Raw genomic sequence first — 24,063 nt, 5'->3', positions numbered from 1 at the left:
AATCTATTTTGCCACCATTAAACGAAGAACAGCTCCGTCAAATCCGTGATGAGCGAAGAGAACAGATCATGGCAGCCGCCTTAAAGGTCTTTGCGCGCCGGGGAATCATCGGGACAAAAATGAGCATGATCAGCGCCGAGGCCGGCATCAGCCAAGGGCTTATGTACCGATACTTTAAGTCGAAGGATGAGCTCTTCACCACGCTAGTCGAGCAGGCCATCCAAGGATCGGTGTCAGGCACCGAGCAGGTTCACAATATGCAAGGCTCTCCCCTTGAGAAATTAATGAGGCTGACCGAAAAAATCCTTGATGAAGAAGGCCAGCTTTACTTTATGCTCATGCATCAGGCACGTACCTCTGAAGAAGTGCCCGAGGAGGCTAAGCATCTCCTTAAAGGCGCCTCGATGGAGATGTATATTGAGATGCTCAAGCCACTGTTTGAAGAAGGCCAGAAAATCGGGGAACTGGCAGAAGGCGACATTGGCGAATTAATTTCTTGTTATTTCACTGTTATTTCAGGATTGATGACGTTAAACATCCCTGGATTAGACGGCTATGAAATGCCGAGGGTTGAGATGCTGATGAGGATGTTCACAAAATCATAAGGCCGAGTTGGCTGATGGGGGTTGCGTGTTATTAAAGTCGGGTTGATGCGCCATTTTAAAGTAACAAGAGGGTATCCGAATGGTTTCTTTTCATCAGAGGAATTGATGGAATGGGTTAAAGAGTATGATGCTTCAGAAATTGAGGAGAGCGAGATAGACCTAGGCGGTGTAGATTGGAAAACCTGTTATTCCAGTAATCTTTCAAGGGCAGAAAAGACGGCCCGCCGTGCGTTTGATGGAGAGATTATCCTCATGAAAGAATTGCGCGAGATCCCCCTCTCGCCTTTCTTTCGTTCCAAAGTCAAACTGCCGCTGGCCATTCACCTCCTTTTCATCCGGCTCGCCTGGCTGATGAAGCACCCTTCTCAGTCCCCCGGCAAGGAAGAAATCATCCGGTTGATGAATGAAACGCTGAACCGGATCATTGAAAACGAGGGCGAAGACATTTTGATCGTCTGCCATGGCGGTGTGATGATGTTCATGAGAAAAGAATTGCTTAAGCGCGGCTTTACCGGACCAAAGCTCGGCCGCCGCATTGAACATGGGAAGGTGTATGTTTTTGAGAAATAGGCTTAATGATTACTTCTGAATCTGTGTGGCTCACATACAAAATCCAGGAGTTTTTTTTATACCTTTGATGGATAAAAATTAAATAAATTAAATGTAAGCCCTATCATTTTCTTTTTATACTAAATATTTTAACAATTCTTTTAATTGCTCTTGTTTGCCGGCTGCATTGCTGATATGATAGTCAACATTCCATAAAAAATCTTGTGACTAATCACCTATGAAGGAGTCGGCATCATGAAAAAATTTTTACTGATCTTATTCATTGTTCTTCCTTTCCTCGCACAACTTGCTATTTTGCCATTTGTAAATCGGATCGGCCCCATCATTCTGGGATTGCCGTTTCTCCACTTCTGGCTGTTCCTATGGATCGTCCTAACCCCTTTATGTACATTGGGAATCTATCATCTTCAGAAATCAAAGGGAGGCTTACATTAAAATGCAGGGAAATCTTACAGCACTGTCCATTACCATCTTTGTTATTCTCACTGTCGTTTTAATCGGTTTCCTGGCCGGAAGGGATAAGGCCGTCCGAAGTTCGGTTGAAGAATGGTCTGTCGGTGGAAGGCGTTTTGGAGGCTTGCTCGTCTGGTTCCTTGTAGGGGCTGATCTATACACGGCCTATACATTCCTTGGACTGACAAGTACGGCTTATACCGCTGGAAGCCTTGCCTTCTTTGCTATCCCATATTCCGTACTCGCATTCTTTATCTCTTACTTTTTCCTTCCAAAACTTTGGAAAGTAGCGAATCACCATAAATTAACGACTCTTGCTGATTATGCGAGAGAACGCTTTGACAGCAAGCTTCTTTCCGCACTCATTGCTATTGTCGGGGTGCTGATGCTCATTCCATACATCTGCCTGCAGCTAAGCGGAATTCAGGATACGCTTCAGGTAGCGGGAACTGGTTTTATAAATGTAAAAGTCGTCGTCATCACATCGTTTTTGCTGGTTGCCCTTTATACCTTTTTCAGCGGGATTAAAGGTCCAACCTACACGGCAATTATTAAAGATGTTCTTGTTTGGGCGATCATGCTGTTTATGGTCGTATCCCTGCCGATCATTCACTTTGGGGGCTGGAACCCTATGGTGGATCACATTGTTAAAGAAGCACCGCAGCTCTTAACCATTCCAAACTCAGGGCCGAAAGGAATTCCTTGGTTCATTACCGCTTCCCTGGTTTCATCGCTTGCGCTCTTCATGTGGGCTCATGCGGCCACCGGTGTATTTACGGCTAAAAGCGGTGATGCGCTTCGGAAAAATGCGATGTTTCTGCCTTTATACAATATCGTACTGATTCTCGTTGTTTTCCTTGGATTTATTGCTTTTCTAGTACTGCCAAAAGGGACCGATCCCCGCTTTGCTTTATTAAGCCTGATCCAAACCTCTTATGGCGGTGTTGCTCAAGGACTGGCGTATTCAACGATCGCACTAGCATCACTCATTCCGTGCTCCATCATGGCGATTGGTGCATCCAATTTATTTGCCAATAACATTTACCGTGACTTGATTAATCCTGAGGTGAAAGGGCCCCGGCTAACGATGATCACGCGCGGAATGGTGTTCGTCGTTATTGGACTCGCTCTGTTGTTCGGCCTCGTCTTCCCTACTGCTCTCGTTTCCTTGCAGCTTCTTGGCGTTTCCGGCATGGTGCAGATTTTCCCGGCCATCGTCATCAGTCTGTTCTGGCGGAACCAGACGAGAGAAGCTACTATTATAGGGTTGATCGTTGGATTAGCGGTTACCTTCACTGTCTATTCAACCGGCACCTCGTTTGGTATCTATGAAGGATTCTGGGGACTGTCTGCAAACTTCCTGACCGTTTTCGTTCTGAATCCGCTGTTTGTGAAGAAAACGAAGAGTGCAAGCAACCCAGTCAAAGACTACTTGTTTAACGAGCTGGCTAAAGAAACAGCCTCTGTCCGCAAAGGAGCATAATCTAAGGGTGCCAGGCACCACGATTACACACTTGTGTAATTGCGGTGCCTGGCACCCTTTAGTTATTTAAAGATCCTTCGCGTGAAATGTGTCTCCACCTTCAATTGTTCCGTTCTTGAACCCTTTATTAAACCAGCGCATCCTTTGCTCGGAGCTTCCGTGAGTAAAGCTCTCAGGTACAGCATACCCTTGCGCCTTTTTTTGCAGGGTGTCATCACCCACTGCACTTGCTGCAGTGATGGCCTCCTTCAAATCACCTTTTTCGAGCAGATCCATTCCCTGTGCATGATGCGCCCATACACCCGCCAGATAATCAGCCTGCAGCTCAACCCGAACGGACTGGGCATTCGCTTGTTTCTTGCTCAAGTGTTGGCGTGAGTTCTGATCCATCGTTCCCAACAGATTCTGCACGTGATGCCCTACCTCATGAGCTAAAACATACGCCATCGCAAAATCGCCAGGAGCGTGAAATTCATTTTTCAGGTCCTGATAAAAGCTTAAATCAATGTACAGCTTCTGGTCACCTGGACAATAGAACGGTCCCACTGACGATCCCGCTGTCCCGCACGCAGACTGGACACTGCCGTTATATAGGACAAGCTTTGGCTTTTTGTAAACCTTGCCCTCTTCCTTAAACTCCTTCGTCCAAACATCCTCTGTGTCAGCAAGGACAACAGACACAAACGAAGCAAGCTCCTTTTCCTGATCTGATTCTTTATAAGGAACAGATTGATTTGACCCGTTATCCGTCATACCGTTCAACAGATCACCTGGATTGCCGCCAAGCATCATTACGATCAGAACGATCACAATACCGCCGATACCTCCCCCAACCAGTGTTTTACCTCCCATTCCTCTCCGGTCCTCAACATTCGTACTCTGCCTTCTGCCTTTCCACTTCATAAAATTCCTCCCTAGCAAGATATACATTTACTAGTGATATACCCTACATTCAAAGTTTTATGGCAAAATAAATAGGTGCCAGGCACCACGATTACACACTTGTGTAATTGCGGTGCCTGGCACCTGTTCTTCAAAGGTTCTGCTCTTTCAGCCTCTCTCGTCCTTCGAATTCGTCCGCCTCGTCCCTTAGCCGGCAGGCTTCTCTTTTCAACGCATCCTTCAGCTGTTCTCCCGTACTGGCGGCTGCAAAATGCGTAACGGCAGCTTCGCTCATGATCTGCTGGTAGGTGGCTTTGCTCCTGCTTTCCCAGCTTTGTGCTTTGGTCAGCACACGGTTACGGTCCCATCTCAGCTGGTCAAGCGTTTGCATCAAATGCTCCAACTTGCCATAATACCACTCCAGCATTTCTGCCTGCAGCCTGTTTTTTTGCTTATCAAACAACGCACCTCATCCTTTGCTGTTTATCTTTCCTTATTGTAAGAAACAAATGACGATGAAGGTATTGGACGAAATTACTAAAAATTACTATTTTATAAGAACATTTACCTAAAAGCTTTTAAACTTTTACTGAAAACTTTTAAGAAGACAACGAATGACGTTTGACATGCAACTTATTAGTTGCCTATAATGTTGTATTAAGGGAGGTTGAAACTCATCGATAAGATCTTCAAGGCTCTTGCCGATGCCAGCCGCAGAAAACTTCTTGATGAATTGTATCTGAAAAACGGGCAGACATTGAGCGAATTATGCCAGCATCTTAAAATGTCCCGGCAGGCTGTAACAAAACACCTTTCCAGTTTAGAAGATGCAAATCTTGTAGCAATATCTTGGCAAGGGCGGGAGAAGCTTCATTACCTCAACCCTCTGCCGATCAGCGAGATTTATCACCGCTGGATTCATAAATATGAGAGCCATCATTTAGAAGCATTAAATAATCTAAAAAAAAGATTAGAGGAGGATAAGAGAAATGACTAAGCCTGTATTCGTTTATGTGACCTATATTGCCACCACACCCGAAAAGCTATGGAATGCCTTAACTGATGGTGAATTTACAGAGAAATACTTTTTCGGCAGCCGAGTTGAATCTGAATGGAAAGAAGGATCTGATGTCACCTATTCTCGGAACGGCGAAGTTACCGACTACGGCAAGATTTTAAAATGTGAACCGCACAAATTGCTTTCCTTTACATGGACCTATAAGGGTGACGATACTCCAAGGCAAAGTCCTACAATCGCAACTTTTGAATTACATCCTCTAAACACGACCGTAAAACTGACACTTACGCATGAAAATCTTTTGGAATCTGACATTGTAGAGGATAATCATACATTTGAAGGATTTAACAATGGCTGGCCAGCGGTAATAAGTAATTTAAAAAGCTTCCTTGAAACCGGACAAACCCTGTCAGCTGTTTCAATCTAGACAATTCATGGACTCCTTCTCATCATATGAGAGAAAGATTTCTTTTTTCTGCTCTATGATTACCTCTCCTTAAAGGATAATGATGAACAAAACCAATTTAAGGAGACAGTTATCTTGACTGGAAGTTCTATGCGATATGGAAGAAACGGCCTGCAAAATCTTTGAACACCGGGATTGGATGATGGATACCATATAAAAAAGATGCGCTCGACGTACAGCGCATCTTTTTTGTGTTCATTTTAAAGCCCTCTCATCTTCTCATCCAGTTTCTGAAAAGCACACTTTAGCTTCTCCTCTGGCACCTTACCGTATAAATCACCCGCACTTACTTCAAAATAGCTTGTTTGTTCATTAATCTCTCGGATGTGGCCGCTAAGACCAATTCCTGTTTCTTCATATAAGCCTGCCAACAAAGACTCCATCGTCTCTTTAGGCGCTTCAAAATGGACATGAAACATATTTGAAACAGGCTCGGCAGGTCTTGTAGAAACCCTATGGCATTCATTATAAAATCCTGCAAGCTCCTTCGCTTCTTTATAATATTGAGCCATCTTCTCCTGCCTTTGGCCAAAATAAAAGTCCGCACTCAGGATGTAAGGATAAAGGCTGATTAAATCTCCGCCATGCCGCCTTTTCCACACCTTCGATTTATCAATAAAATCCTTACCACCTGCCAGAACAGCTCCCGCAATCCCGCCAATTCCCTTGTAAACAGATACATAGACACTATCAAAAAGTGAACAAACTTCCGCAGCCGATTTTTGATAAAAAGGAAGGATCTCGAAAAGACGAGCACCGTCCATGTGCAGCTTAATTCCTTTTTCTCGGCAGTAAGCAGAGATTTCCTCAAGCGTTGAATAGTCGGGCAGCTGGCCGCCGATTTCACGCTGCGGGAGCTCCAGCAATAAACAAGCAATCTCTTCTTTCATATTCACGACATCTTCCAGCGCAATTAAACGGCTCTCATCAGCCAGCAAAACAGGCTTGATGTGATGCAGCTCCTTCAGCCCGTCTTCCTCATGTATCTCCAAATGACACAGTGGATGATATGCCACCCTCTTCAGTCCTTTTTCATCACACCAGATCCTAAGGGCAATCTGCTGGGCCATCGTTCCGCTCGGAAAAAACACCGCATCCTCTTTTCCCAGCACCTCTGCCATCTTCTCCTGAAAGTCTTTAATGACCTTCCCGCTTCCGTACATATCACTTTCCATCCCGCCGTCATAGCTTTCCAGGGCATCTTTTAATACTTGAAGATTTCTCGAACCGTGGCCGCTGACGTGATAGTCTGCCTGTTTAAATGCTTTTGTAAATGTACCGCTCAATTTCACTTTCCCTCTCTCTTAAAGAAACTTCCTTGATACTATTCTCTTCTGAGGGTAATACCCCTTTAATTTTTGGGAAGAAGGTTTTTATTGTTCATATGGCGAATTTTTTAAAAGTTTGAGTTTCAAAATAACGAGAGGTGAGGAGGGTCGCTTGAAACGTCACGTCTTTTGAACCGTTAATTTGAGTTGCCAGAAAAGGGAGGTATTCTTTGATGAAAACGCAAATTGAACAAAATGGTATCGTAACCTTGTCCGAAGATGTAACTAGAAGTTTAAGTGACAGTGAACTATGGAACGATGATCTGAGGCCTACGACAGAAAAGGAGCATACCTGGAGCGGCCTGAACTTTGCGACGTTATGGATCGGAATGTGTTTGTGCATTCCAGCCTACACGATGGCGAGCGGGATGATCTCTCTCGGCATGAACTGGTGGCAAGCCATTGGAACGATCTTTCTGGGCAATGTGATTGTCCTCATTCCCATTCTATTAAACTCCCATGCCGGAACAAAATTCGGCATACCTTATCCCGTGTTTGCACGGTTGTGGTTTGGATCCAAGGGAGCCCACATCCCGTCCCTAGCCCGTGCGGTTGTAGCTGCCGGATGGTTCGGAATCAATACATGGATTGGGACAACCGCCATCGATGTCTTATTATCCGCCTCATTCCCGGCCTGGAAAAACCTGACCGGACATACTGCCATCATCTTTGCTTTATTCTGGGCGTTGAACGTCGGAGTGGCTTACAAAGGTCCTGAAGCAATAAAAATTTTAAGCTTGATCGCTGCGCCTGTTGTTGGAGTCTCAGCTATTATTCTTATGATTTGGGCGTTCACTCATGCAGGCGGCTGGGGACCGATTTTATCCACACCATCCAAGTTCACGACGACCGGTGAGTTCTTAAAAGTGTTCTTCCCTACATTGACAGGGGTCATTGCCTTTTGGGCCACCCTTGCCTTGAATATCCCGGACTTTTGCCGCTACGCCAAAAGCCAGAAATCACAAATGATCGCACAAAGCTTCTCTCTTCCTCTCACCATGAGCATTTTCTCATTCATTGGAATCGCCGTTACATCAGCCACGGTTGTTATTTTCGGTTCAGCGATTTGGGATCCTGTTCAGCTGCTTGCGAAATTCCCGCCATTCATTATCTTCTTAGGAACCATTATTATCGCCATGGCATCCCTTACCATCAATGTCGGTGCGAATATCGTTGCTCCCGCCCGTGCAATTGAAAATCTATATCCAAAACGCATCACATTCGGTATCGGCGCACTCATCACTGGAGTATTCGCCATCCTCATGCAGCCTTGGTTCATCATGTCCAACTTCGGCAACTATATCTTCGGCTGGCTCGGAACGTACGGAGCATTGCTTGGCCCGATCGACGGCATCGCAATCGCCGACTATTGGCTCGTCCGCCGCAGACAGATGGCCCTGAAAGAATTGTATGAACTGAACGGCCGGTACAACTACACTTCCGGCTACAATAAGAACGGTGTGTACGCACTGATTATTGGAGTCGCCATACCCGTGCTCGGCTTGATTGTTCCCGGGCTTCGTTTTATATGGGATAACGCCTGGACGTTCGGTTTATTTATCTCCATGTTTGCCTACACCTATTTGATGAAAGGTGACCAAAGCGTCTTGCGGCCGGGTGAATACGAAAACATCACCCAGTTTCCGTCCGACAAACCGATTGAACGTATTGCAGAATAAAAGAAAACAGGACGTGCCCATTGAGGCAGGTCCTGTTTTTATGTGTTCAGCTTATAAATCAAGAACTTCTCATAAGGATTCTTTTCATAAAGATCCTTCAGCCTTATTTCCTCTTTTAATTCAAAAGCCGTCTGATATTCTAAAAAATATGTGTACTCTTCAGAGGCATAATACAGGATCAGCTCCACCTCTCTTGATGAAGCTTCCACTGATAAAACAATATTATGGATGACCTTCATAAAAATCGGCATGGAAAACGGATTAAAGAAATAGAAACGATTGTCTTCTGGATGCACAGGATACTCCTGCGCCAGTCCCAAATGAAAATGGATGTCATCCCTTCCCTTGTGATGCTTTTCCTTGTAACGTTCCTTGTTGTTCAATGCTTCTTGATAAAACTCCTCATTCATCTCGACTCCGGAGACGGTCGCTTGCTGAAAATGGTTCATATAAAAGCTGACCCGGCCTTTCCCGCATCCAAAATCAACGAACCGGTCACTGCTTTTCAGTTCATACTGGCTCGCCAATTCCTCCAATGCCGCATATGGCGTAGGTTCATAACGATGATAGTGGGAAGAAGGATTAAACCATTTTTGATCCCCGACCGTTTCTATGTAAAGCAAGGCGTCATATTCCTGTTCTGTCATTCTAGGTGCTCCTGTCTATGTGTCTTGCTTTCATTCTAATATATAAAATAGACATGGCCAATCAGCCTAGCTGTGAAACAGGCTGTCTATCTGAAAGGGGTTGATTTCTGTTCCAGGCTGCTCGCTTTCCACGGGGCGTGCGCTGAACCCCTCGGCTCATGCGCCTGCGGGTTTCACCTGCCACGCTCGTCCCGTAGGAGTCTCGCACCTTCCACTACAATCAACTTTTCTCTGAAGATGTTTGGCGCAAACAAAAAAAGCTTCCAGAAAGTCAATTTGCTCTGACTTTCCGGACAGCCCCTACTAATATCAATCGCTTATTGCAGCTGCTCCAAAAGATCGTCAAGACGTTCCATTTGGGAGGAGAATCCTTCGACGACACCCATGTCCTTGACTTGCTTAAGCGCTTCTTCTGTCACAAATTCGCTGCGAGTAATTACTTTCGTTGCACCTTCGTACTCCGTAAACTCGAGGGTCACCAGCATCCCTGGCATGCCTTCCATCTCATTTCCTTCTCCATCAGTAAAAAAATCTTTGTAAACAACCTTCTCAGGTGCAACAATCTCTTGATACACCGCTTTGCCGCAAGACTCCTGGCCGTAAAAATCTCCTTGGTTCTTATCCACGCATTTCATGCAATACAGCCATACGCCGCCGGGCTGAAAGTCAAACTGTCGAATATCAGTTTCCCAGCCTTTCGGGCCCCACCATCTTGAAAGGTGTTCAGGCTGAGAGAAAGCCTTGAAGACAATATCTTTCGGAGCATTAAATACTCTCTCAATCATAAGAACCTTACCTTCTACAGCCGTTTTCAAAGATTTTGTTCCATAGTTTACAGACATTTCAATTCCTCCTTAAGTTTCATCCGTTTTTTCTTGCATCTCACGTAAATAGTCATCCAAACGATCAAATCGTTCCTCCCAAACGTTCTTGAAGGATCCTAGCCATTTATTCAAATCCTTGAAAGGCTGCTGAGACAGCTTGTAGATCCGCCTATTAGCAATAGCATGAACCTCGACAAATCCAGCTTGATTTAAAACTCTGAGGTGTTTGGAAGTTTGTGGTTGGAGAAGGCCAAGCCGTTCAGCAATTTCCCCTACAGTGAGAGGACCTTCACGCAATAGCTCAATCATTTGTAAGCGCTTAGGCTCGGCAAGTGCAGATAATGTGGCATTGATGTTCGCGCTCATCGATCGTTTCTCCTTTCACATCTAATATAACCCCAATTGAATATTCTTGTAAAGGAATATTCAATAAAATAAAGGCTGTTTTTGTAACCTTTGTTGCTCTTAGGAGTGGTTGATTTCCGTTTCAGGATGCTCGCTTTCCGCGGGGCGGGCGGTGAGCCTTACCGGCGCAGGCGCCTGCGGTTCTCACCTGTCCCGCTTCTCCCGCAGGACAAGGAAGGCTTCGGCAGCGTTATATCGCACGAAGAAAATGTGAAATGCATTTTCGAGGAGTCTCGCACCTTGCACTCCAATCAACTTGTCAATGAAGGTTCTATACAGAAATGTCCCCAAAGCAACAAGCTTTTAGAAAAGAGCCAAAATAAAAAGGCTGCCGAAGCAACCTTAGTATTATTAATCTTTAAAAGTCCGATAATGCAGCTGTACCAGTCCTGTATCGAACGTCTTGCTCTCTACAAACTGAAGTCTGCTTTCATTCTCCGTTTCTGCAAACAACCGAATTCCGTTCCCTAACAAAACAGGAATGATCGAAATCACGTACTCATCAATAAGATTTTGTTCTTTTAACTCTTTAATCGCCCCTGCCCCGCCATCAATAAAAATGTTCTTTCCTTCTTCATTTTTCAGGGTATGAATCAGTTCATTAAGGTTTCCGTTGTAAAACTCCACATTTTCGTCCGTATCCTTCTTGGTCTTTGAGAGCACATAGCACTTTCTCTCCTTATGAGGAAAATCAATCCCAAAGGATAGCACTTTATCATACGTTTTTCTCCCCATGATCACTGTATCGACCGTCCTCACAAATTCCCCATACCCGTAGTCCTCATCAGGCTGTTCCACCATCGACAGGAAGCTGATATCGTCATCCTTCTTAGCGATAAATCCATCAAGACTGGCTGCAATATATACGATTACTTTTCTTTCCTTCACCATCTCTTCACCTCACTGTTTATACTTAACTAAAGTATACTAACGATTTGTCTACCATCCAAAAGGTACTTTCAAATAAACTATGTCTTTTTAAAAGGTAAACAAGGAATATCAGCTAAACCTGTGGAAAGAAACATATGAGCCGCAAAGAAACGGAGTGAGTGTATTGGCAGAACAAAAAGCCGTTCAGGAAGTGTATCCTGACGATTATTCATGGTGTTATGGATGTGGAAAGCTGAATGAAGATGGCCACCATTTCAAGACAAGATGGAATGGAGAAAAGACCGAAACGATCTACACACCTCAGCCCGAGCATACGGCTGTACCGGGGTTTGTATACGGCGGAGTAATTGCCTCCCTGATTGATTGCCATGGAACCGGTTCAGCTGCTCTCGCCCTTCACCGGAAAAATGGCCATGAACCTGGTGACGGCGCAGAACCACCTCGATTTGTAACAGCCTCGCTGAAGGTTGATTTTATGAAACCTACCCCGCATGGCATAGCATTGAAAGCTATCGGAACGCCGGAAGAAGTTCATCTGAAGAAATGGAAGGTACCTACTGAAGTGTTTGCCGGTGAAACTCTCTGTGTAAAAGGAGAAGTCACCGCAGTTGTCATGCCTGATTCCTTCCTGCAAAACGCAAAAAACACCAATCCCTAAAAGATTGGTGTTTTCTTTTATCTGGTTCTAACGTAAGCCACAATGCCTTCTTCGTCATCCAGGACCAATTCCAGGCCAGCTGAAATGGAATTAATATTCATATGGTTATCCAAATAGAAGCGGATGGCTTCAATCAGATTAGCTTCAATTAACACTTGTTTCCTGCCAGCCACATGCACTTCTGCAGAAAAACCGTAATCGTCATCATATAGAAGTTCGACTTGAACATCTTCCGCCTCCACTTCCTTTTTATGAGCGTGGAACAGGCAGAGAGCATTAATAATGTCCTGCTCGTATAGCATTATCTGTTCCATCGGTCATCCTTTGGTTTACGGCTGTTTCTTAAGTTCGCAAAGATTCTCGATATGAGGGAAATGATGATAAGAACAGCGATAATGTTAATCATTAACCCAAGGAATGAACCAAAAGCGCCAAGGTTCCCTAACAGTCCACCGAAAAGCATACCAGCGATTCCGCCATAGATCAGGCCTTTCATGAATCCGCCCTTTTTAGCTTTCGCAGAATAGCTATTATTTTTGTTGAAAAAGCTTTTTTGCTTGTTTTGGCTCTTATTTTGAAAAAATGAGTTGTTGCTGCTTTTACCACCAGAGTTAAAGGATTTTACCCCCGAACGATAGCCTTTCGCACTTACCGTTTGTGACTGATCATGGAAAACAATATCTTTCACAGGCATCAATACAAACGTCATAACCAAGGTAGCCGCAATAATCTTCTTTAACATTCTCTATTCCTTCTTCCATTTAGTAATCTTAAATCTCAACTCTTACATATACGAAAAGGATAACAAAAAGTTTCATATAAAACCAAAATTTTAAAGAAGTATTTCAAATACAAACTCCTAAATGTTAAAATAAGGGAAAAAATACATCAGGGGGATGTAAGATGTTCGACGATCCAGCAGGGGATTTTATGTTTCAGTTCGGTCCCATTTTTATTGGAATTATTTTTGTTATTATTATTTCTGTTATTATAATAGGCATAGTCAGCAGCCTTTCACAATGGAATAAAAACAACAATTCACCCAAATTATCGGTAAAGGCTAAAGTCGTTACTAAACGAACCTCTATACGCGGCGGTGGGGAAACCTCTGCTCATAACGATTACTATGTAACGTTCCAGGTTGAAAGCGGAGACCGGATGGAACTTGAGGTTAAAGGTAACGAATTTGGTATGCTGGTTGAAGGCGATACAGGCGAACTGAGCTTTCAGGGTACGAGATATCTAGGTTTCAGCCGGGATGTTCAAGCCGAAATTCATTAACATTTATTCGTATTGGGAGGATTTACGGTGCAAACCTACGCACTTATAGGATTTGTCTTCGGACTAATGGGATTTGTGACGGCAATGAATGCAACTAAAAAAATAAAGCAGCTGGAACAAAAAGTCGCTGAATTAGAAAAACTAATCAAAAAGCAATAAAGAGCTTGGATTCCTCCAGGCTTTTTTCTCTTGTATTAAAGCGACTTTCGATAGTGCGATACAGAACAGCCATATCCCTTTTTAAACGATCGTTCAAATGTCGTTAAGCTGCCGAACCCCACGGCAAATCCAATCGTTGTAATATCCAGCCCAGTTGTACGCAAAAGATCTATAGCCCTTTCCAGCCTGACTTTTGTAACATACTGGCCGGGGGTGCAGCCTGCAGCCTCTTTAAACGTTCGTATAAAATGATACTTGCTCAGCCTGGATGCTTTGGCCAATTCCTCCAATGACAGTTCACTGGCATAGTGCTCATGGATAAAGGAGAGGACGTTTTTTATCAACGGATGATCATTCAGCGTAATTTCTTTTCGCCACTTTTCGCTATGCGAACCTTCCTGGATGGCAAGCAAGGTATCTGCCAGCGCCCACTCCAATTCTTCCAACTTGCCAGAAGCGACTTCATTTAACAGATTGGTCTGGATGATGTCGTTCGCGATCTTCACAAGCTTTTCAGATGAGTTTTCCCCATATGTTCGAAATGCCGTATCGATATGGCATACTTGAAGACGGGCCGATGCCACGTGATCGACGAATTCTTTTTGCAGATTAATCAGCAACAGTCTGCTTTCGCTTTCACCTGTATAATGAAAATGAGCTTCTCCTGGTGAAGTAATCACTCTCAACGCTTTATTCATTGAACGTGTTTGCTTTTCAATTTCAATAAAAGGGCTTCCCGAAATCGGAATCGTAATCTGATAATCTCCGCCATGATCGTGCTTTACAGGGTCTGAAGAAAAAGGGGGCAAATGAGTCATCATTAATTTGCTGTTGGCCAGCTTTAAGTTCAGGACTCTCATGTTCCGTCTCCTTATCCCAATTGCCTTTTTCTTCTAGTATACACCTTCCTACCTTCCTCGGTCTTCAGCTTTTCATTGTCTCCAAACTCCACGTGTTGCTGTTTAATTTCTTATTGCGTCGGGACAGCTTCTCTCCATATTCAAAAAACGGAAAGGCAGCCACCGTTAATCCAGCCAGTATTCCAAAGATCATGATGCCATGGCTCGACCCCAATACATTGAGCAGCACCCCTCCTGCCCATGCGCTTGCACCCTGTCCGAGAAACTGCAGACCCGATGCTCCAAAATACGCTCCGCGCAAATGATCCGGTGCGATATCACTGATTAACACATCACCGATAATAAAACATAGAATTTCTCCTGCCGTAAACAAGAACATTGACAGCATCAATAAAGGCAAAGTATGAGACACCCCAAACCCGAACAGGCCCAACCCGAAGAGAAGACATCCCGCTTTTAAGGAAGTGAGCGCCGCAAACCGCTTCATCATCCGTACGATCGGATATTGAAAAAGCAAAATATACACCGTATTCGCTACAAATAAAAGCGAATAAACCTTGAGATGTTGATGACCGAAATATTGAGCAAGCGTCGTATCGAGGTGCGAATAGCCTCCCGTCACAAAAATATTACCAAGCAAAAAACAGGTAAATACTTTGTCTTTAGCGACAGCTTTTAAGCTGTGTCTAAACGAAACATCCGGCAAGGACGTTCTATCTTTGGATATCTTTTTATAATGGAACGTCCACTTTAAAATGATCAGGCCGTATACAAAATAAATGAGTGCACTTATGAAAAATGGCAAAGAGCTTTTTGAAGCACCCAGCCCCAGGCCGATGAGCGGACCTATCGCGCCTCCGGCATTGATGGCAAAATAACGGGCATTAAAAACGGCCACTCTCTCCTCCTTTGATGTCACATCGGTTAAAAAAGCACGGGCAATCGGCTCAAACACCGCCCTGCACAAACCGTTTAGCGCATTCAATACGAAAAAGAACCACACACTTTCAGCCAATGCAAACCCAATAAAAACCGTTCCCCAGAGGACCATAGAGAAAAACAACAACGGAAATCTCCCTACCCTGTCCGACAGGGTTCCACCTATAAATCCCGCAAAGGTGCTGACAAAGAAACTTACTCCCAGAATCGCTCCTGTAGTTGCCGGGTCAATGCCTTTAGCTTCGTGTAAATAGATGCCCAAAAATGGAAGACTCATAAAAAAGCCAGCACGTGCCAAAAATGTTCCAAAAATGATCCCTCGTGCGAGCGGATGGAATTTCCACATGAATAACGCCTCTTTTCAAAGAAATCAATCTCCTTCTATCCTTATTCATAGCTGCAGAAATCTCACATCAAAAATTGCGATCGTTTTCTTCGCAATAATTGCAGTGCCGGATCGTTCAAACAGCGATAAAATAAAAATATGATGATTAGGCTGTTTTCGTAACCTTTGCTGCTCTTGGGAGTGATTGATATCCGTTTCAGGCTGCTCGCTTTCCGCGGGGCGTTATACATAAATGTCCCCAAAGCAACAATCTTTTAGAAAAAAGCCGATGATTAAAAAGGAGATAACTCATGAAAAAACTAAAGGTTGGTGTCATTGGTATTGGAGTGATGGGAAGAAGACTTCTGCAGCAGTTCGACCTTCATCCTCAAACCGAAATAGTCGGCATTTGCGATATTAATCCCGAGGCGGCTCAGAAAGTTTCAAACGAATTCCACCAGGTTCCTTGGACAACAGATCATCAAGAAATCATCAATCATGATTTCATCGATCTCGTTTACATAGCCGTTCCTCCCAAGTTTCATCATCCTATCGTGATGGATGCTGTAAAAAAGGGAAAACACATCCTGTGTGAGAAACCGCTGGCAAACTCCCTGCAGGAAGCTGAGGAAATGGCAGGAAAGGCTGATCAGAGCGGCATCATTCATGCGATCAACTTCCCTACTCCTTACCGGCATGTTTTTCAAGTCATGAAAGAAAAAGTGGTAAACGGCTCCCTGGGAGAAATCAAAAGAATTAAAATATCTGCCTACTTTCATCAGTGGCCCCGTGCATGGCAAAACGTAGAATGGATTGCCTTACGGGAACAGGGCGGCTTCACAAAAGAAGTCCTTCCGCATTTCCTGCAATTGACCCAGCACCTGTTCGGCGAGCTGGAAGTAAAATTTTCAACGATTGACTATCCCTCCGATGGCGTTTCTTCTGAACAAAGTTTAGCAGCGGTATTGACCCTAAAGGATGGAACCGTTGTATCCATTGATGCTGTCAGTGACATTGCCATGGAAGAGCACATTGAATTTACTCTTTATGGCTCAAGAGGCACTCTTTCTCTTGTGAATTGGAGTGAACTCTACTATGGGGCTGACAATGAAGACTTGAAGAAAATTGACTTGGAAGACAATAACCGTGGAGCAGGCTTGATTGACCAGTTCGTGAAAAAGTTCCAAGGAGAAGAAGCTGACTTGATTACCTTCTCTGAAGGATTGGAAGTACAAAAAGTTCTTGAACAGCTTCTTTCTTCTCAATTACAAACAAAATAAAGCAAACCGATAGTAAGCAGGAGTCAGTAAAAAAGACTTCTGCTTTTTTGTTCATTTAAGTGGTTGCTGTATAATGGAAGATGTAACATTTTCAATGCGAAAGGAAATTTTAAGAATGAAAGTGAACCCAAAGCAACAATCTTTCAGAAAAGAGCCAAATAAAAAGACGGCTTTCATCTGAAGCTGAGAGTTAATGTTCTATTAGAATATACACAGGAGAGTCTTTTAAATGATTGAAGTAGATGATGCAGGAAATGGATGCCCCATATTAGGAGAAGTGTTCGCAGCCAGAAGAGTAGAAACGGGAGAACAAGCGGCTGTCTATGTCCCGCTCCCCTCTGAAACATCATTAAAAACCTCTAAAGAAGAGTACATTATGTCTCTTCTCACCCAGTTAAATGTTCCAAAAGATGAAGCCGTGCTGCTCTGCAGAGGAAATACACTGAATGGATTCGAGCGTCAGTTGCAGCATAAAGGTTTTGATGTGAAGCGCGGGAAGATCTCCGAGGAAACCGATAAGATTGCCGAAACCTTCTTTATGGAGCGACTCTATGATATCGGATTTCCGCCAGATCTCTCATTGGCTAACCGTGAGTATCGCGAGTTCTACAAGATGGTGAAGATCTGGTATATCTCTCTTTACCACGGGAACAAAAATCTTTTCAAATCAGAGCGCAAAAGAAATGTAAAAACACGAGGGTACATGCATAACCCTGTTTACCATTTTCCGAATGTGCTTAGAAAGTTGTTTTACTAACTAGTAAAACAACTCCCAATTGGTAAATACTTCTAACACAAAAGAGACCCTGCTCAATTTTGAGCTTGGCCTCTTTGATTCGCTACATATTACACTCGGAACCCCTGTATGCTCCTGCGTTCTCTATTTCTCATTCACCTTCAGTTGTGATTTCACTTAGATAAATGAACCGTGAACGGAGCCAACTCCCTAGTTTCAATAAAACTTGAGAAATCAAACTGCAGGACAGTATCTTGTAATGAGAAGTTTTCGATCTGATCTTCTCCATCCAATTGAAAAACAGATTGAAATTGATACGCTTTTTTATCAAGAACTTTTACATGGTTTCTTGAGATACTGTGGTTTTTAGGCGGCACCGGGTTTTCCGGATTAATCTTTCCTGCATATTGTTTATCCACCAATAAAAATTCATAGGATAAATTGTGAGTCAAGATATCAAAGCGGTTTTTGCTCATGTGGTCTGGCAACCCCAGGAATTGATAATCAAGAATTAATTTGTTGTTCTTGCAGCTAACATTATTTACTTTAATCGCCATTTTCGTGCGCTTACTTTGTAAAACAAATGTTGAAGAAGTAAGTACTTTTTGAACTGGCGGATCAGAGATTGACACAAATGGATAGAAGGCAATAGATTTTACATTCTTATCTATTTTATTCAGAGATTTTCTTAAAGCGGTATGATAGCCATCCTCTTCCTTGGATTGAGAAAGCCTCGTGTTATTTGCGTAATGAAATAATACATTCCCTTTTTCGTCTTTCGCTTTATTAATGTCAATATGGTCGTCTTTATAATTAGAAACGGTTTCAAATAACATTGTTGAAGATGCTTTGGCCCAATTGATCTTATCAATCTTTATTTGGATATCTTCATTTTGATAGGATTTTAAATGATTAATGGTTAACGTTTTATTTTTCTTCTGCGTAATTGGGATATTAAAATTCCAGTCTCCCTTAATTCCATTAATATAATGGATCGATATTGGCAAGTTTAAATCTTTTTTCATCGTTTGATAAGGATATGCCAGCTTCCATTGAAAATCATATCCATTACCTGTGTTGTTAATATCCGTTGATTTACCATTTAACCAAGGATCAGAATCCCCTTTATTGTCCTCAAAATTCACATTGAAACTGACTTCGCCCTTTTCGTTTGTCCCCTTATCCAAGTCACCACTTACATGCCCTGTAACAGAAACGACCTCACCGTCAAAGTAGGCATTATTCAGATTAACGGAAACACCATTCTTGGTTATTGTTTGGTCCAATTCAGTCACCAAATGCTGTTTTTCCAAATTCAATCCCATCTTATCTCCAAACCTCTCGTATATCCCGCCAATCACAGGAGCATCAGCAAGGACTTTATTCATGTTTGAATTGATAAATCCAGAGGATAAGGTTAATCCGAAGACAGAGGCTGCCATTATACAGCTAATCATTATTTTCTTTTTTTGAGAAGAACGGCCCCATTCTGATTGCTTGCTTTGTTTGATGCCTCTGTCGATTGCATGAAGAACTTCAGCCTCAGGGACTTCTATTTGGTCAATAACATATTTTATTTTCTTATGATCCACTGCTCTTCCTCTTTTCCGAAGTTTTTTTTCAATGTTTCTTTCCCACGGTTTAGGTATGTCTTCACTGTCCCTTCTGGTATCTCCATCATTTCACTAATGGTTTTAATGGAGTAATCATAGTAATAAAAAAGGATGATAGTTGTCCGGTAGTTCTCTTTCAATTGTCCAATGGCATCCAATAACTCCCATGCATCTTCACTTTTAGGCTCTTTGCTGGATTGAATACTAGATAAAACCTCTTCTGTTAACGGGATGATATTTTTCCTTTTTGTGAGCAATTGTGCTGAGCAGCGGATCACAATCCTTGTAAACCATGTCATGAAATACTCTGCGTTCTTTAATGTGTGAATCGAAATTAAAGCTTGATATGTGGCTTCTTGAACAACGTCTAATGCATCTTCTTGATTGTGAACATAAAGGAAAGCCGTCCGGTAGATTTGTTTATAGTGCTGTGTTACTAATTGTTCAAAAGCATTTTTGTTGCCTTTTATGGCTTTTTTAATTAATTTGTATTGTTGCTCTTCCATTTCACAACTCCTTTCAATAGATTAGTGGAGGAAAGGTGGAAAAAAGTTTCAATGGATCAAATTATTTATTGGCTTATAAGACAAAACAAAAAGCACCTCATTCAGGTGCCTTTTCTGGATAGGAACGAATCCTCAGGTAAATCGCTATTTCAAGATCTGTTTATTGGAAGGACTTCATTATCGGTCATTATAAAATCATGATGCTCCATTAATTTCACTTTGAGGTCATCAGACACACGGCCGGCATCATAGGCACATACCGTGATGACTTTTACGTTCTTTATCATTTGATCGACTTCCACTTCGAACTCCTCAAGTGTTTTTTCAAAGTCTTTCCTGTCTCCCCATTCCACATGGCCCCATGTTCTAATGGACCTATTTTCCTCGATCCAGGGAGTTACGATATCGGAGAAGTTAGACAAAATCGTTTGCGGGTAAAAATTGTTATTCCAAAAATAAAAATCAAAGTTATTCATAAAACGAACTTTTTTGAGTTGATCTGTTGTTAATTTCTCTTCCAACTCTTTAATAATCAAAGGATAGATTCGTTCATTCTCCAAGAACAGTATGTAATCGCCTTGCTCAACACCATTAACAATGTAGGATACGGCATTCTCAATATAGCTCTCTAGTTCAAATGAATAGTAAAACACATGGATTCCTTGTAACCTTTCGGAGTTATTGAATAACTGCATTACACTTTTGTTCATTTCCTATTTCCTTTCACTTGACGTAAGTGTTAGTTTATATGTTCTACATTCAGAAGTCGATACCTTTTTCCCTAAACTTTTCACTTCTAATCCATTATGAAAAAACAGGAACCCCGAAAGGCTCCTGCTTCTCTTATTTCTTATTCAAAATCACACTCTTTAAGCGGTACGACTTTTGTTTTGTGTTTGAATTTATAGCCTAACCAAACGGCCAGGAAGATTGGAATCCCAATGTAAGAAACAAGGGCTCCTTTCCAATCGATGTTTCCGCCTGTAAAGGCAGAATAGTTTTGGCCGAGGATAACGACAAAACAGAGAGCGAAAGCAAAGATCGGACCGATTGGGAACCATTTTGCCAAGTAAGGCAGTTCTTTTAAATTCCGCCCCTGTGCCACATACGCTCTTCTGAATCGGTAATGGCTGATCGCAATTCCGAGCCAGGCGATAAAGCCGGACATCCCGGAGGCATTCAGCAGCCATGTGTAGATGACGCCGTCACCGAACAGTGAAGCAAAGAAAGCTACAGCTCCAACAGCGGCTGTTACAATTAGGGCTGGAACCGGTACACCGCGGGAATCCAGCTTCGCCAGAAACTTAGGTGCCTTTCCGTCTCGTGCCATATCCCAAAGCATACGGGTCGATGCATACATACCGGAGTTACCGGCAGACAATACTGCTGTTAAGATGATCGCGTTCATAACGGAAGCCGCAAACGCAATTCCTGCTTTATCAAAGACAAGTGTGAATGGACTTACAGTAATATCGCTGCTTGCCAATCGGCTGTCTGTGTAGGGAATAATTAAAGAAATGACCAAGATTGCCAGAACATAGAACAAAAGGATACGCCAGAACACGCTTTTGATTGCTTTCGGGATGTTCTTTTTCGGATCCTCCGTTTCTCCTGCCGCAACCCCTAACAGTTCTGTTCCCTGGAATGAGAAACCTGCAGCCATGAATACGCCAAGCGTCGTAAAGAATCCGCCGTGGAACGGTGCGTCAGCGATCGTAAAGTTCTTAAATCCGATCGGATCTCCGCCTAAAATGCCGAAGATCATAAGTGTTCCTAAGATCAAGAAGATAATGACGGTAATGACTTTGATCAGCGAGAACCAATATTCTGCTTCACCAAACCCTTTTACCGATAAATAATTTAATAAGAACATAATGCCTAGAAACAGTGCACTCCAGATAAATGAAGGGGTATCCGGAAACCAAAATTTCATGATTAATGTTACGGCTGCAAGTTCAGCTGCAATGGTGATTGCCCAGTTGTACCAATAGTTCCAGCCGAGCGCGAATCCTAGTGATGGATCCACAAATTTTGAAGCATACGTGCTGAATGAACCGGCAACCGGCATGTAAGACGCCATTTCTGCGAGGCTTGTCATTAAGAAGAACACCATGATTCCAATCGCTGCATATGAAAACAGAACGCCGCCTGGCCCTGCAGTATGAATGGATCCTCCGCTTGCTAAAAATAATCCTGTTCCGATTGTTCCCCCAAGGGAGATCATCGTTAAATGGCGGGATTTCAGTCCCCGCTTTAATTCATTGTCCGCGTTTGGCGACGGCGGCTGTGATGGATTCTGTGATGTGTTTCGCATAAAAAAAAACTCCTTTTCGTTTTAGGAAGGAGTGGGAAATAAAAAAAGCCGCCAAGCATTGGGCGACGATTAGTATTAATCCGCATCATGCCTTCCGTAAGATAGCGCATCCCACCCACCGGTTATTCGTGGGTGTGACAGTGCTGTTCCTGTTCGAATACAGCCCCAATTCATACTTCCAGAGTTAAGCACAAATTTCGGCAGCTTTTCCTTTCACACGGAGTCTATGATGTCCTCTTCATCTCGTACGTCCTACTAATAAAAGCCGCGACCTCTACCTCATCGGATTGATGAGGATTTTAATATCAAGTTAGTTAACGCTAAGAGTTATTATAAAACAGCGCTATCGTTCCTTCAACTGTTTTTTGTTGCCAGTTTTTTACTTTTGAATTAATTCCCTCATTATATCATTGTTTACCTATCACCTGCGATCGTACGGAAGGGTTCATTTAAACAATCGTTTAAAATTAAACCCGATTGTCCATCATTTCAAGTATAATGAACACTATTCAGGTTATGCTGATTCTGGATAATATAAAAAATCGAGGTTCCTACATGAATAATAGAAGTTTTAACGATTATCGTATAAGCGATGAAATAAAACGAGCACTTACAGTGTTGAAATATGAAACTCCGACTGAGGTTCAGACTGAAGTCATACCATTAGCTCTGGAAAAACAAGATCTCGTCGTAAAATCCCAAACAGGCAGCGGAAAAACAGCAGCCTTTGGTATTCCGGTATGCGAAATGCTGGAATGGGAAGAAAAACGGCCACAAGCAATGATCCTTACTCCCACGCGTGAGCTCGCTGTTCAAGTTCGTGAAGACCTGACCAACATTGGAAGGTTCAAGCGGATTAAAGCTGTTGCTGTATATGGTAAAGAGCCTTTTGCGAAACAAAAAGAAGAATTGAAACAAAAAACGCATGTCGTCGTCGGTACACCGGGACGCGTCATGGACCATATCGAGCGTGAAACCCTGGTCTTGGACCAAATCAAGTACCTGATCATTGATGAAGCAGATGAAATGCTGAACATGGGCTTTATTGATGAAGTCAAAAAGATTATTAAACAACTTCCTTCAAACAGAGTGACCATGGTCTTTTCTGCAACATTGCCAAAAGATATCGAAAATCTCTGCCATCAATATATGAAGGATCCAGCAAAAATCGAAATAGCTTCTGCCGGGATGACGACAGATACGATCGAGCATTCTTTAATCAACGTTCAGGAAGAGGCAAAGCTTGCTCTTCTGAAAGACGTGACGGTCGTTGAAAACCCGGACAGCTGCATCATTTTCTGCAATACGAAAGAGCACGTCGATTCCGTGTTTGCAGAGCTCGAAGCCTCTCAGTATTCTGTTGAAAAGCTTCATGGAGGATTGGAACAAGAAGATCGATTTGCGGTGATGGACGGGTTCAAGATCGGGAATTTCCGTTACCTTGTCGCCACGGATGTAGCTGCGAGAGGAATTGATATTGATAATGTAACCCTTGTTATCAACTATGACGTTCCCATGGAAAAAGAGAGCTATGTCCACCGTACAGGAAGAACTGGCCGGGCCGGCAAAAAAGGAAGAGCCATTACGTTTGCATTGCCTTATGAAGGAAAATATCTTAGAGCCATCGAAAGATACATCGGCTTTGAGATCGATGAAGAAGAAGCACCGACAAAACAAGAAGTGGCTAAAATGCAACGAGCTTTTGAAGAAAAGCTCAGCGGGCGCCGAGTCATGAGAAATAATAAAACGGCCCGAATCAACCAGGATATTACGAAACTCCACTTCAGCGGCGGAAAAAACAAGAAGATCCGAGTGGTCGATTTCGTTGGAACCATCGCAAAAATCCCTGGAGTCTCAGCAGATGATATCGGCATTATCACCATCCAGGAGAATTGGTCCTATGTTGATATTCTTAACGGAAAAGGCTCACTTGTCCTGCAGGCCATGGAAAATACCACAGTTAAAGGCAAGAAACTGAAAGTCAGCAAGGCGAAAAAGTAAATAATCCTTCTGGTAAGCAAAAGAGCACGGCTGCATTTTTCTCAGCCAGTGCTCTTTTTTTCTATCGATCCAGATTATATGAAGACAGAGACCTGACCTAATGACCAGCCTCTTTAAACGATCGTTTTAATCATTGATAT

The 24,063-nt window shown here is 43.0% G+C and carries 28 protein-coding genes and 1 riboswitch; of the genes, 13 read left to right on the top strand and 15 right to left on the bottom strand.

Annotation, left to right across the window (positions count from 1 at the left end; all coding sequences use genetic code 11):
* The first annotated feature begins 8 nt into the window (after nt 1-8).
* The 4 genes from LCY76_RS02775 (at nt 9) to LCY76_RS02760 (ending at nt 3,111) form a co-directional block, all read left to right on the top strand.
* Entirely contained in the window at nt 9-605 is a 597-nt protein-coding gene (locus tag LCY76_RS02775) for a TetR/AcrR family transcriptional regulator (RefSeq protein ID WP_248251365.1), read from the top strand.
* 21 nt (nt 606-626) lie between these two features.
* Nucleotides 627-1,175 carry a histidine phosphatase family protein gene (locus LCY76_RS02770; RefSeq protein ID WP_248251364.1) on the top strand — a complete coding sequence of 183 codons (549 nt, stop codon included), beginning with the start codon at nt 627-629 and terminating at the stop codon, nt 1,173-1,175.
* A 234-nt stretch (nt 1,176-1,409) separates the two neighbouring features.
* The gene (locus LCY76_RS02765) at nt 1,410-1,610 is read left to right on the top strand and encodes a DUF3311 domain-containing protein (protein ID WP_272885550.1); all 201 of its coding nucleotides are present in this window, start codon (nt 1,410-1,412) and stop codon (nt 1,608-1,610) included.
* Nucleotide 1,611: 1 nt separating this feature from the next.
* Complete coding sequence (locus tag LCY76_RS02760; RefSeq protein WP_248251363.1) at nt 1,612-3,111, top strand: sodium:solute symporter family protein; 1,500 nt, start codon at nt 1,612-1,614, stop codon at nt 3,109-3,111.
* A gap of 66 nt (nt 3,112-3,177) precedes the next feature.
* Here LCY76_RS02760 and ypfJ read toward each other — a convergent pair whose 3' ends face one another.
* On the bottom strand, nt 3,178-4,014 hold the full coding sequence (ypfJ, locus tag LCY76_RS02755; protein WP_248251362.1) for a KPN_02809 family neutral zinc metallopeptidase: 837 nt from the start codon (nt 4,012-4,014) through the stop codon (nt 3,178-3,180).
* A gap of 130 nt (nt 4,015-4,144) precedes the next feature.
* Entirely contained in the window at nt 4,145-4,456 is a 312-nt protein-coding gene (locus tag LCY76_RS02750) for a hypothetical protein (RefSeq protein WP_248251361.1), read from the bottom strand.
* A gap of 204 nt (nt 4,457-4,660) precedes the next feature.
* Here LCY76_RS02750 and LCY76_RS02745 point away from each other — a divergent pair, with 204 nt between their 5' ends.
* Nucleotides 4,661-4,990, top strand: a complete 330-nt coding sequence (locus tag LCY76_RS02745) for an ArsR/SmtB family transcription factor (RefSeq protein ID WP_248251360.1) — start codon at nt 4,661-4,663, stop codon at nt 4,988-4,990.
* Nucleotides 4,983-5,438 carry an SRPBCC family protein gene (locus LCY76_RS02740; protein ID WP_248251359.1) on the top strand — a complete coding sequence of 152 codons (456 nt, stop codon included), beginning with the start codon at nt 4,983-4,985 and terminating at the stop codon, nt 5,436-5,438. Before LCY76_RS02745 ends, LCY76_RS02740 begins: the two co-directional genes overlap by 8 nt.
* 239 nt (nt 5,439-5,677) lie before the next feature.
* On the opposite strand, the gene LCY76_RS02735 is transcribed toward LCY76_RS02740, so the two are convergent.
* Nucleotides 5,678-6,769 (bottom strand): threonine aldolase family protein, encoded by a 1,092-nt coding sequence (locus LCY76_RS02735; protein ID WP_419714918.1) that lies wholly within the window; start codon nt 6,767-6,769, stop codon nt 5,678-5,680.
* A 209-nt stretch (nt 6,770-6,978) separates the two neighbouring features.
* Between LCY76_RS02735 and LCY76_RS02730 the strand changes: the two genes are divergently transcribed.
* Nucleotides 6,979-8,484, top strand: a complete 1,506-nt coding sequence (locus LCY76_RS02730; protein ID WP_248251357.1) for an NCS1 family nucleobase:cation symporter-1 — start codon at nt 6,979-6,981, stop codon at nt 8,482-8,484.
* A 38-nt stretch (nt 8,485-8,522) separates the two neighbouring features.
* Here the strand turns inward: LCY76_RS02730 and LCY76_RS02725 are convergent, their stop codons facing one another.
* The 4 genes from LCY76_RS02725 to LCY76_RS02710 form a co-directional block, all read right to left on the bottom strand.
* Nucleotides 8,523-9,131: an SAM-dependent methyltransferase gene (locus LCY76_RS02725; RefSeq protein WP_248251356.1), complete on the bottom strand. Its 609-nt coding sequence runs from the start codon at nt 9,129-9,131 to the stop codon at nt 8,523-8,525.
* A 317-nt stretch (nt 9,132-9,448) separates the two neighbouring features.
* Nucleotides 9,449-9,973: an SRPBCC domain-containing protein gene (locus tag LCY76_RS02720; RefSeq protein ID WP_248251355.1), complete on the bottom strand. Its 525-nt coding sequence runs from the start codon at nt 9,971-9,973 to the stop codon at nt 9,449-9,451.
* Nucleotides 9,974-9,985: 12 nt separating this feature from the next.
* Nucleotides 9,986-10,321: an ArsR/SmtB family transcription factor gene (locus LCY76_RS02715; protein ID WP_248251354.1), complete on the bottom strand. Its 336-nt coding sequence runs from the start codon at nt 10,319-10,321 to the stop codon at nt 9,986-9,988.
* A gap of 390 nt (nt 10,322-10,711) precedes the next feature.
* Nucleotides 10,712-11,248, bottom strand: a complete 537-nt coding sequence (locus LCY76_RS02710) for a dihydrofolate reductase family protein (protein ID WP_248251353.1) — start codon at nt 11,246-11,248, stop codon at nt 10,712-10,714.
* A gap of 166 nt (nt 11,249-11,414) precedes the next feature.
* Here LCY76_RS02710 and LCY76_RS02705 point away from each other — a divergent pair, with 166 nt between their 5' ends.
* Nucleotides 11,415-11,909: a PaaI family thioesterase gene (locus tag LCY76_RS02705; RefSeq protein ID WP_248251352.1), complete on the top strand. Its 495-nt coding sequence runs from the start codon at nt 11,415-11,417 to the stop codon at nt 11,907-11,909.
* Nucleotides 11,910-11,926: 17 nt separating this feature from the next.
* Here LCY76_RS02705 and LCY76_RS02700 read toward each other — a convergent pair whose 3' ends face one another.
* Together LCY76_RS02700 and LCY76_RS02695 are read right to left on the bottom strand one after the other, a co-directional pair.
* The gene (locus LCY76_RS02700) at nt 11,927-12,223 is read right to left on the bottom strand and encodes a YxcD family protein (RefSeq protein ID WP_248251351.1); all 297 of its coding nucleotides are present in this window, start codon (nt 12,221-12,223) and stop codon (nt 11,927-11,929) included.
* A complete protein-coding gene (locus LCY76_RS02695) occupies nt 12,211-12,651 on the bottom strand; it encodes a hypothetical protein (protein WP_053355865.1) in 441 nt (146 codons plus the stop codon). Before LCY76_RS02695 ends, LCY76_RS02700 begins: the two co-directional genes overlap by 13 nt.
* A gap of 161 nt (nt 12,652-12,812) precedes the next feature.
* Here LCY76_RS02695 and LCY76_RS02690 point away from each other — a divergent pair, with 161 nt between their 5' ends.
* Nucleotides 12,813-13,190, top strand: coding sequence for a DUF2500 domain-containing protein (locus LCY76_RS02690; RefSeq protein WP_248251350.1), 378 nt, complete (start codon nt 12,813-12,815; stop codon nt 13,188-13,190).
* Nucleotides 13,191-13,217: 27 nt separating this feature from the next.
* The gene (locus LCY76_RS23765; protein WP_272885548.1) at nt 13,218-13,349 is read left to right on the top strand and encodes a Z-ring associated ZapG family protein; all 132 of its coding nucleotides are present in this window, start codon (nt 13,218-13,220) and stop codon (nt 13,347-13,349) included.
* A gap of 35 nt (nt 13,350-13,384) precedes the next feature.
* Here LCY76_RS23765 and LCY76_RS02685 read toward each other — a convergent pair whose 3' ends face one another.
* On the bottom strand, nt 13,385-14,209 hold the full coding sequence (locus LCY76_RS02685) for a helix-turn-helix domain-containing protein (RefSeq protein ID WP_248251349.1): 825 nt from the start codon (nt 14,207-14,209) through the stop codon (nt 13,385-13,387).
* Nucleotides 14,210-14,273: 64 nt separating this feature from the next.
* A complete protein-coding gene (locus tag LCY76_RS02680; protein WP_248251348.1) occupies nt 14,274-15,494 on the bottom strand; it encodes an MDR family MFS transporter in 1,221 nt (406 codons plus the stop codon).
* Between the two features lie 290 nt (nt 15,495-15,784).
* Here LCY76_RS02680 and LCY76_RS02675 point away from each other — a divergent pair, with 290 nt between their 5' ends.
* Nucleotides 15,785-16,753: a Gfo/Idh/MocA family protein gene (locus LCY76_RS02675; RefSeq protein ID WP_248251347.1), complete on the top strand. Its 969-nt coding sequence runs from the start codon at nt 15,785-15,787 to the stop codon at nt 16,751-16,753.
* A gap of 229 nt (nt 16,754-16,982) precedes the next feature.
* Entirely contained in the window at nt 16,983-17,510 is a 528-nt protein-coding gene (locus LCY76_RS02670; RefSeq protein ID WP_248251346.1) for a hypothetical protein, read from the top strand.
* 152 nt (nt 17,511-17,662) lie between these two features.
* Here LCY76_RS02670 and LCY76_RS02665 read toward each other — a convergent pair whose 3' ends face one another.
* The 4 genes from LCY76_RS02665 to LCY76_RS02650 all read right to left on the bottom strand — a co-directional run bounded on the left by LCY76_RS02665 (nt 17,663) and on the right by LCY76_RS02650 (nt 21,922).
* Complete coding sequence (locus LCY76_RS02665) at nt 17,663-19,081, bottom strand: DUF4179 domain-containing protein (RefSeq protein WP_248251345.1); 1,419 nt, start codon at nt 19,079-19,081, stop codon at nt 17,663-17,665.
* Nucleotides 19,063-19,608 (bottom strand): sigma-70 family RNA polymerase sigma factor, encoded by a 546-nt coding sequence (locus LCY76_RS02660; RefSeq protein ID WP_248251344.1) that lies wholly within the window; start codon nt 19,606-19,608, stop codon nt 19,063-19,065. The genes LCY76_RS02665 and LCY76_RS02660 overlap by 19 nt, the downstream gene beginning before the upstream one ends.
* 149 nt (nt 19,609-19,757) lie before the next feature.
* A complete protein-coding gene (locus tag LCY76_RS02655) occupies nt 19,758-20,318 on the bottom strand; it encodes an MEDS domain-containing protein (protein ID WP_248251343.1) in 561 nt (186 codons plus the stop codon).
* A gap of 140 nt (nt 20,319-20,458) precedes the next feature.
* A complete protein-coding gene (locus LCY76_RS02650) occupies nt 20,459-21,922 on the bottom strand; it encodes an amino acid permease (protein ID WP_248251342.1) in 1,464 nt (487 codons plus the stop codon).
* A gap of 94 nt (nt 21,923-22,016) precedes the next feature.
* Nucleotides 22,017-22,207, bottom strand: a riboswitch (Lysine riboswitch).
* 270 nt (nt 22,208-22,477) lie between these two features.
* Here LCY76_RS02650 and LCY76_RS02645 point away from each other — a divergent pair.
* Nucleotides 22,478-23,923 (top strand): DEAD/DEAH box helicase, encoded by a 1,446-nt coding sequence (locus LCY76_RS02645; protein ID WP_248251341.1) that lies wholly within the window; start codon nt 22,478-22,480, stop codon nt 23,921-23,923.
* Nucleotides 23,924-24,063 lie beyond the last annotated feature (140 nt).

This window comes from Fictibacillus marinisediminis (assembly GCF_023149135.1).
Classification (GTDB): domain Bacteria; phylum Bacillota; class Bacilli; order Bacillales; family Fictibacillaceae; genus Fictibacillus_C; species Fictibacillus_C marinisediminis.
The sequence above is the reverse complement of the archived record's forward strand: the minus strand, read 5'-3'. Positions and strand labels throughout refer to the sequence as shown.

What these genes read in the sequence shown, in the direction of transcription:
- LCY76_RS02700 (WP_248251351.1), bottom strand. Translation starts at nt 12,223, where the DNA reads ATGGAACAGATAATGCTATACGAGCAGGACATTATTAATGCTCTCTGC.
- LCY76_RS02695 (WP_053355865.1), bottom strand. Translation starts at nt 12,651, where the DNA reads ATGTTAAAGAAGATTATTGCGGCTACCTTGGTTATGACGTTTGTATTG.
- LCY76_RS02675 (WP_248251347.1), top strand. Translation starts at nt 15,785, where the DNA reads ATGAAAAAACTAAAGGTTGGTGTCATTGGTATTGGAGTGATGGGAAGA.
- LCY76_RS02725 (WP_248251356.1), bottom strand. Translation starts at nt 9,131, where the DNA reads ATGACAGAACAGGAATATGACGCCTTGCTTTACATAGAAACGGTCGGG.
- LCY76_RS02740 (WP_248251359.1), top strand. Translation starts at nt 4,983, where the DNA reads ATGACTAAGCCTGTATTCGTTTATGTGACCTATATTGCCACCACACCC.
- ypfJ (WP_248251362.1), bottom strand. Translation starts at nt 4,014, where the DNA reads ATGAAGTGGAAAGGCAGAAGGCAGAGTACGAATGTTGAGGACCGGAGA.
- LCY76_RS02655 (WP_248251343.1), bottom strand. Translation starts at nt 20,318, where the DNA reads ATGAACAAAAGTGTAATGCAGTTATTCAATAACTCCGAAAGGTTACAA.
- LCY76_RS02690 (WP_248251350.1), top strand. Translation starts at nt 12,813, where the DNA reads ATGTTCGACGATCCAGCAGGGGATTTTATGTTTCAGTTCGGTCCCATT.
- LCY76_RS02670 (WP_248251346.1), top strand. Translation starts at nt 16,983, where the DNA reads ATGATTGAAGTAGATGATGCAGGAAATGGATGCCCCATATTAGGAGAA.
- LCY76_RS02765 (WP_272885550.1), top strand. Translation starts at nt 1,410, where the DNA reads ATGAAAAAATTTTTACTGATCTTATTCATTGTTCTTCCTTTCCTCGCA.
- LCY76_RS02650 (WP_248251342.1), bottom strand. Translation starts at nt 21,922, where the DNA reads ATGCGAAACACATCACAGAATCCATCACAGCCGCCGTCGCCAAACGCG.
- LCY76_RS02680 (WP_248251348.1), bottom strand. Translation starts at nt 15,494, where the DNA reads ATGTGGAAATTCCATCCGCTCGCACGAGGGATCATTTTTGGAACATTT.
- LCY76_RS02660 (WP_248251344.1), bottom strand. Translation starts at nt 19,608, where the DNA reads ATGGAAGAGCAACAATACAAATTAATTAAAAAAGCCATAAAAGGCAAC.
- LCY76_RS02720 (WP_248251355.1), bottom strand. Translation starts at nt 9,973, where the DNA reads ATGTCTGTAAACTATGGAACAAAATCTTTGAAAACGGCTGTAGAAGGT.
- LCY76_RS02685 (WP_248251349.1), bottom strand. Translation starts at nt 14,209, where the DNA reads ATGAGAGTCCTGAACTTAAAGCTGGCCAACAGCAAATTAATGATGACT.
- LCY76_RS02715 (WP_248251354.1), bottom strand. Translation starts at nt 10,321, where the DNA reads ATGAGCGCGAACATCAATGCCACATTATCTGCACTTGCCGAGCCTAAG.
- LCY76_RS02760 (WP_248251363.1), top strand. Translation starts at nt 1,612, where the DNA reads ATGCAGGGAAATCTTACAGCACTGTCCATTACCATCTTTGTTATTCTC.
- LCY76_RS02645 (WP_248251341.1), top strand. Translation starts at nt 22,478, where the DNA reads ATGAATAATAGAAGTTTTAACGATTATCGTATAAGCGATGAAATAAAA.
- LCY76_RS02730 (WP_248251357.1), top strand. Translation starts at nt 6,979, where the DNA reads ATGAAAACGCAAATTGAACAAAATGGTATCGTAACCTTGTCCGAAGAT.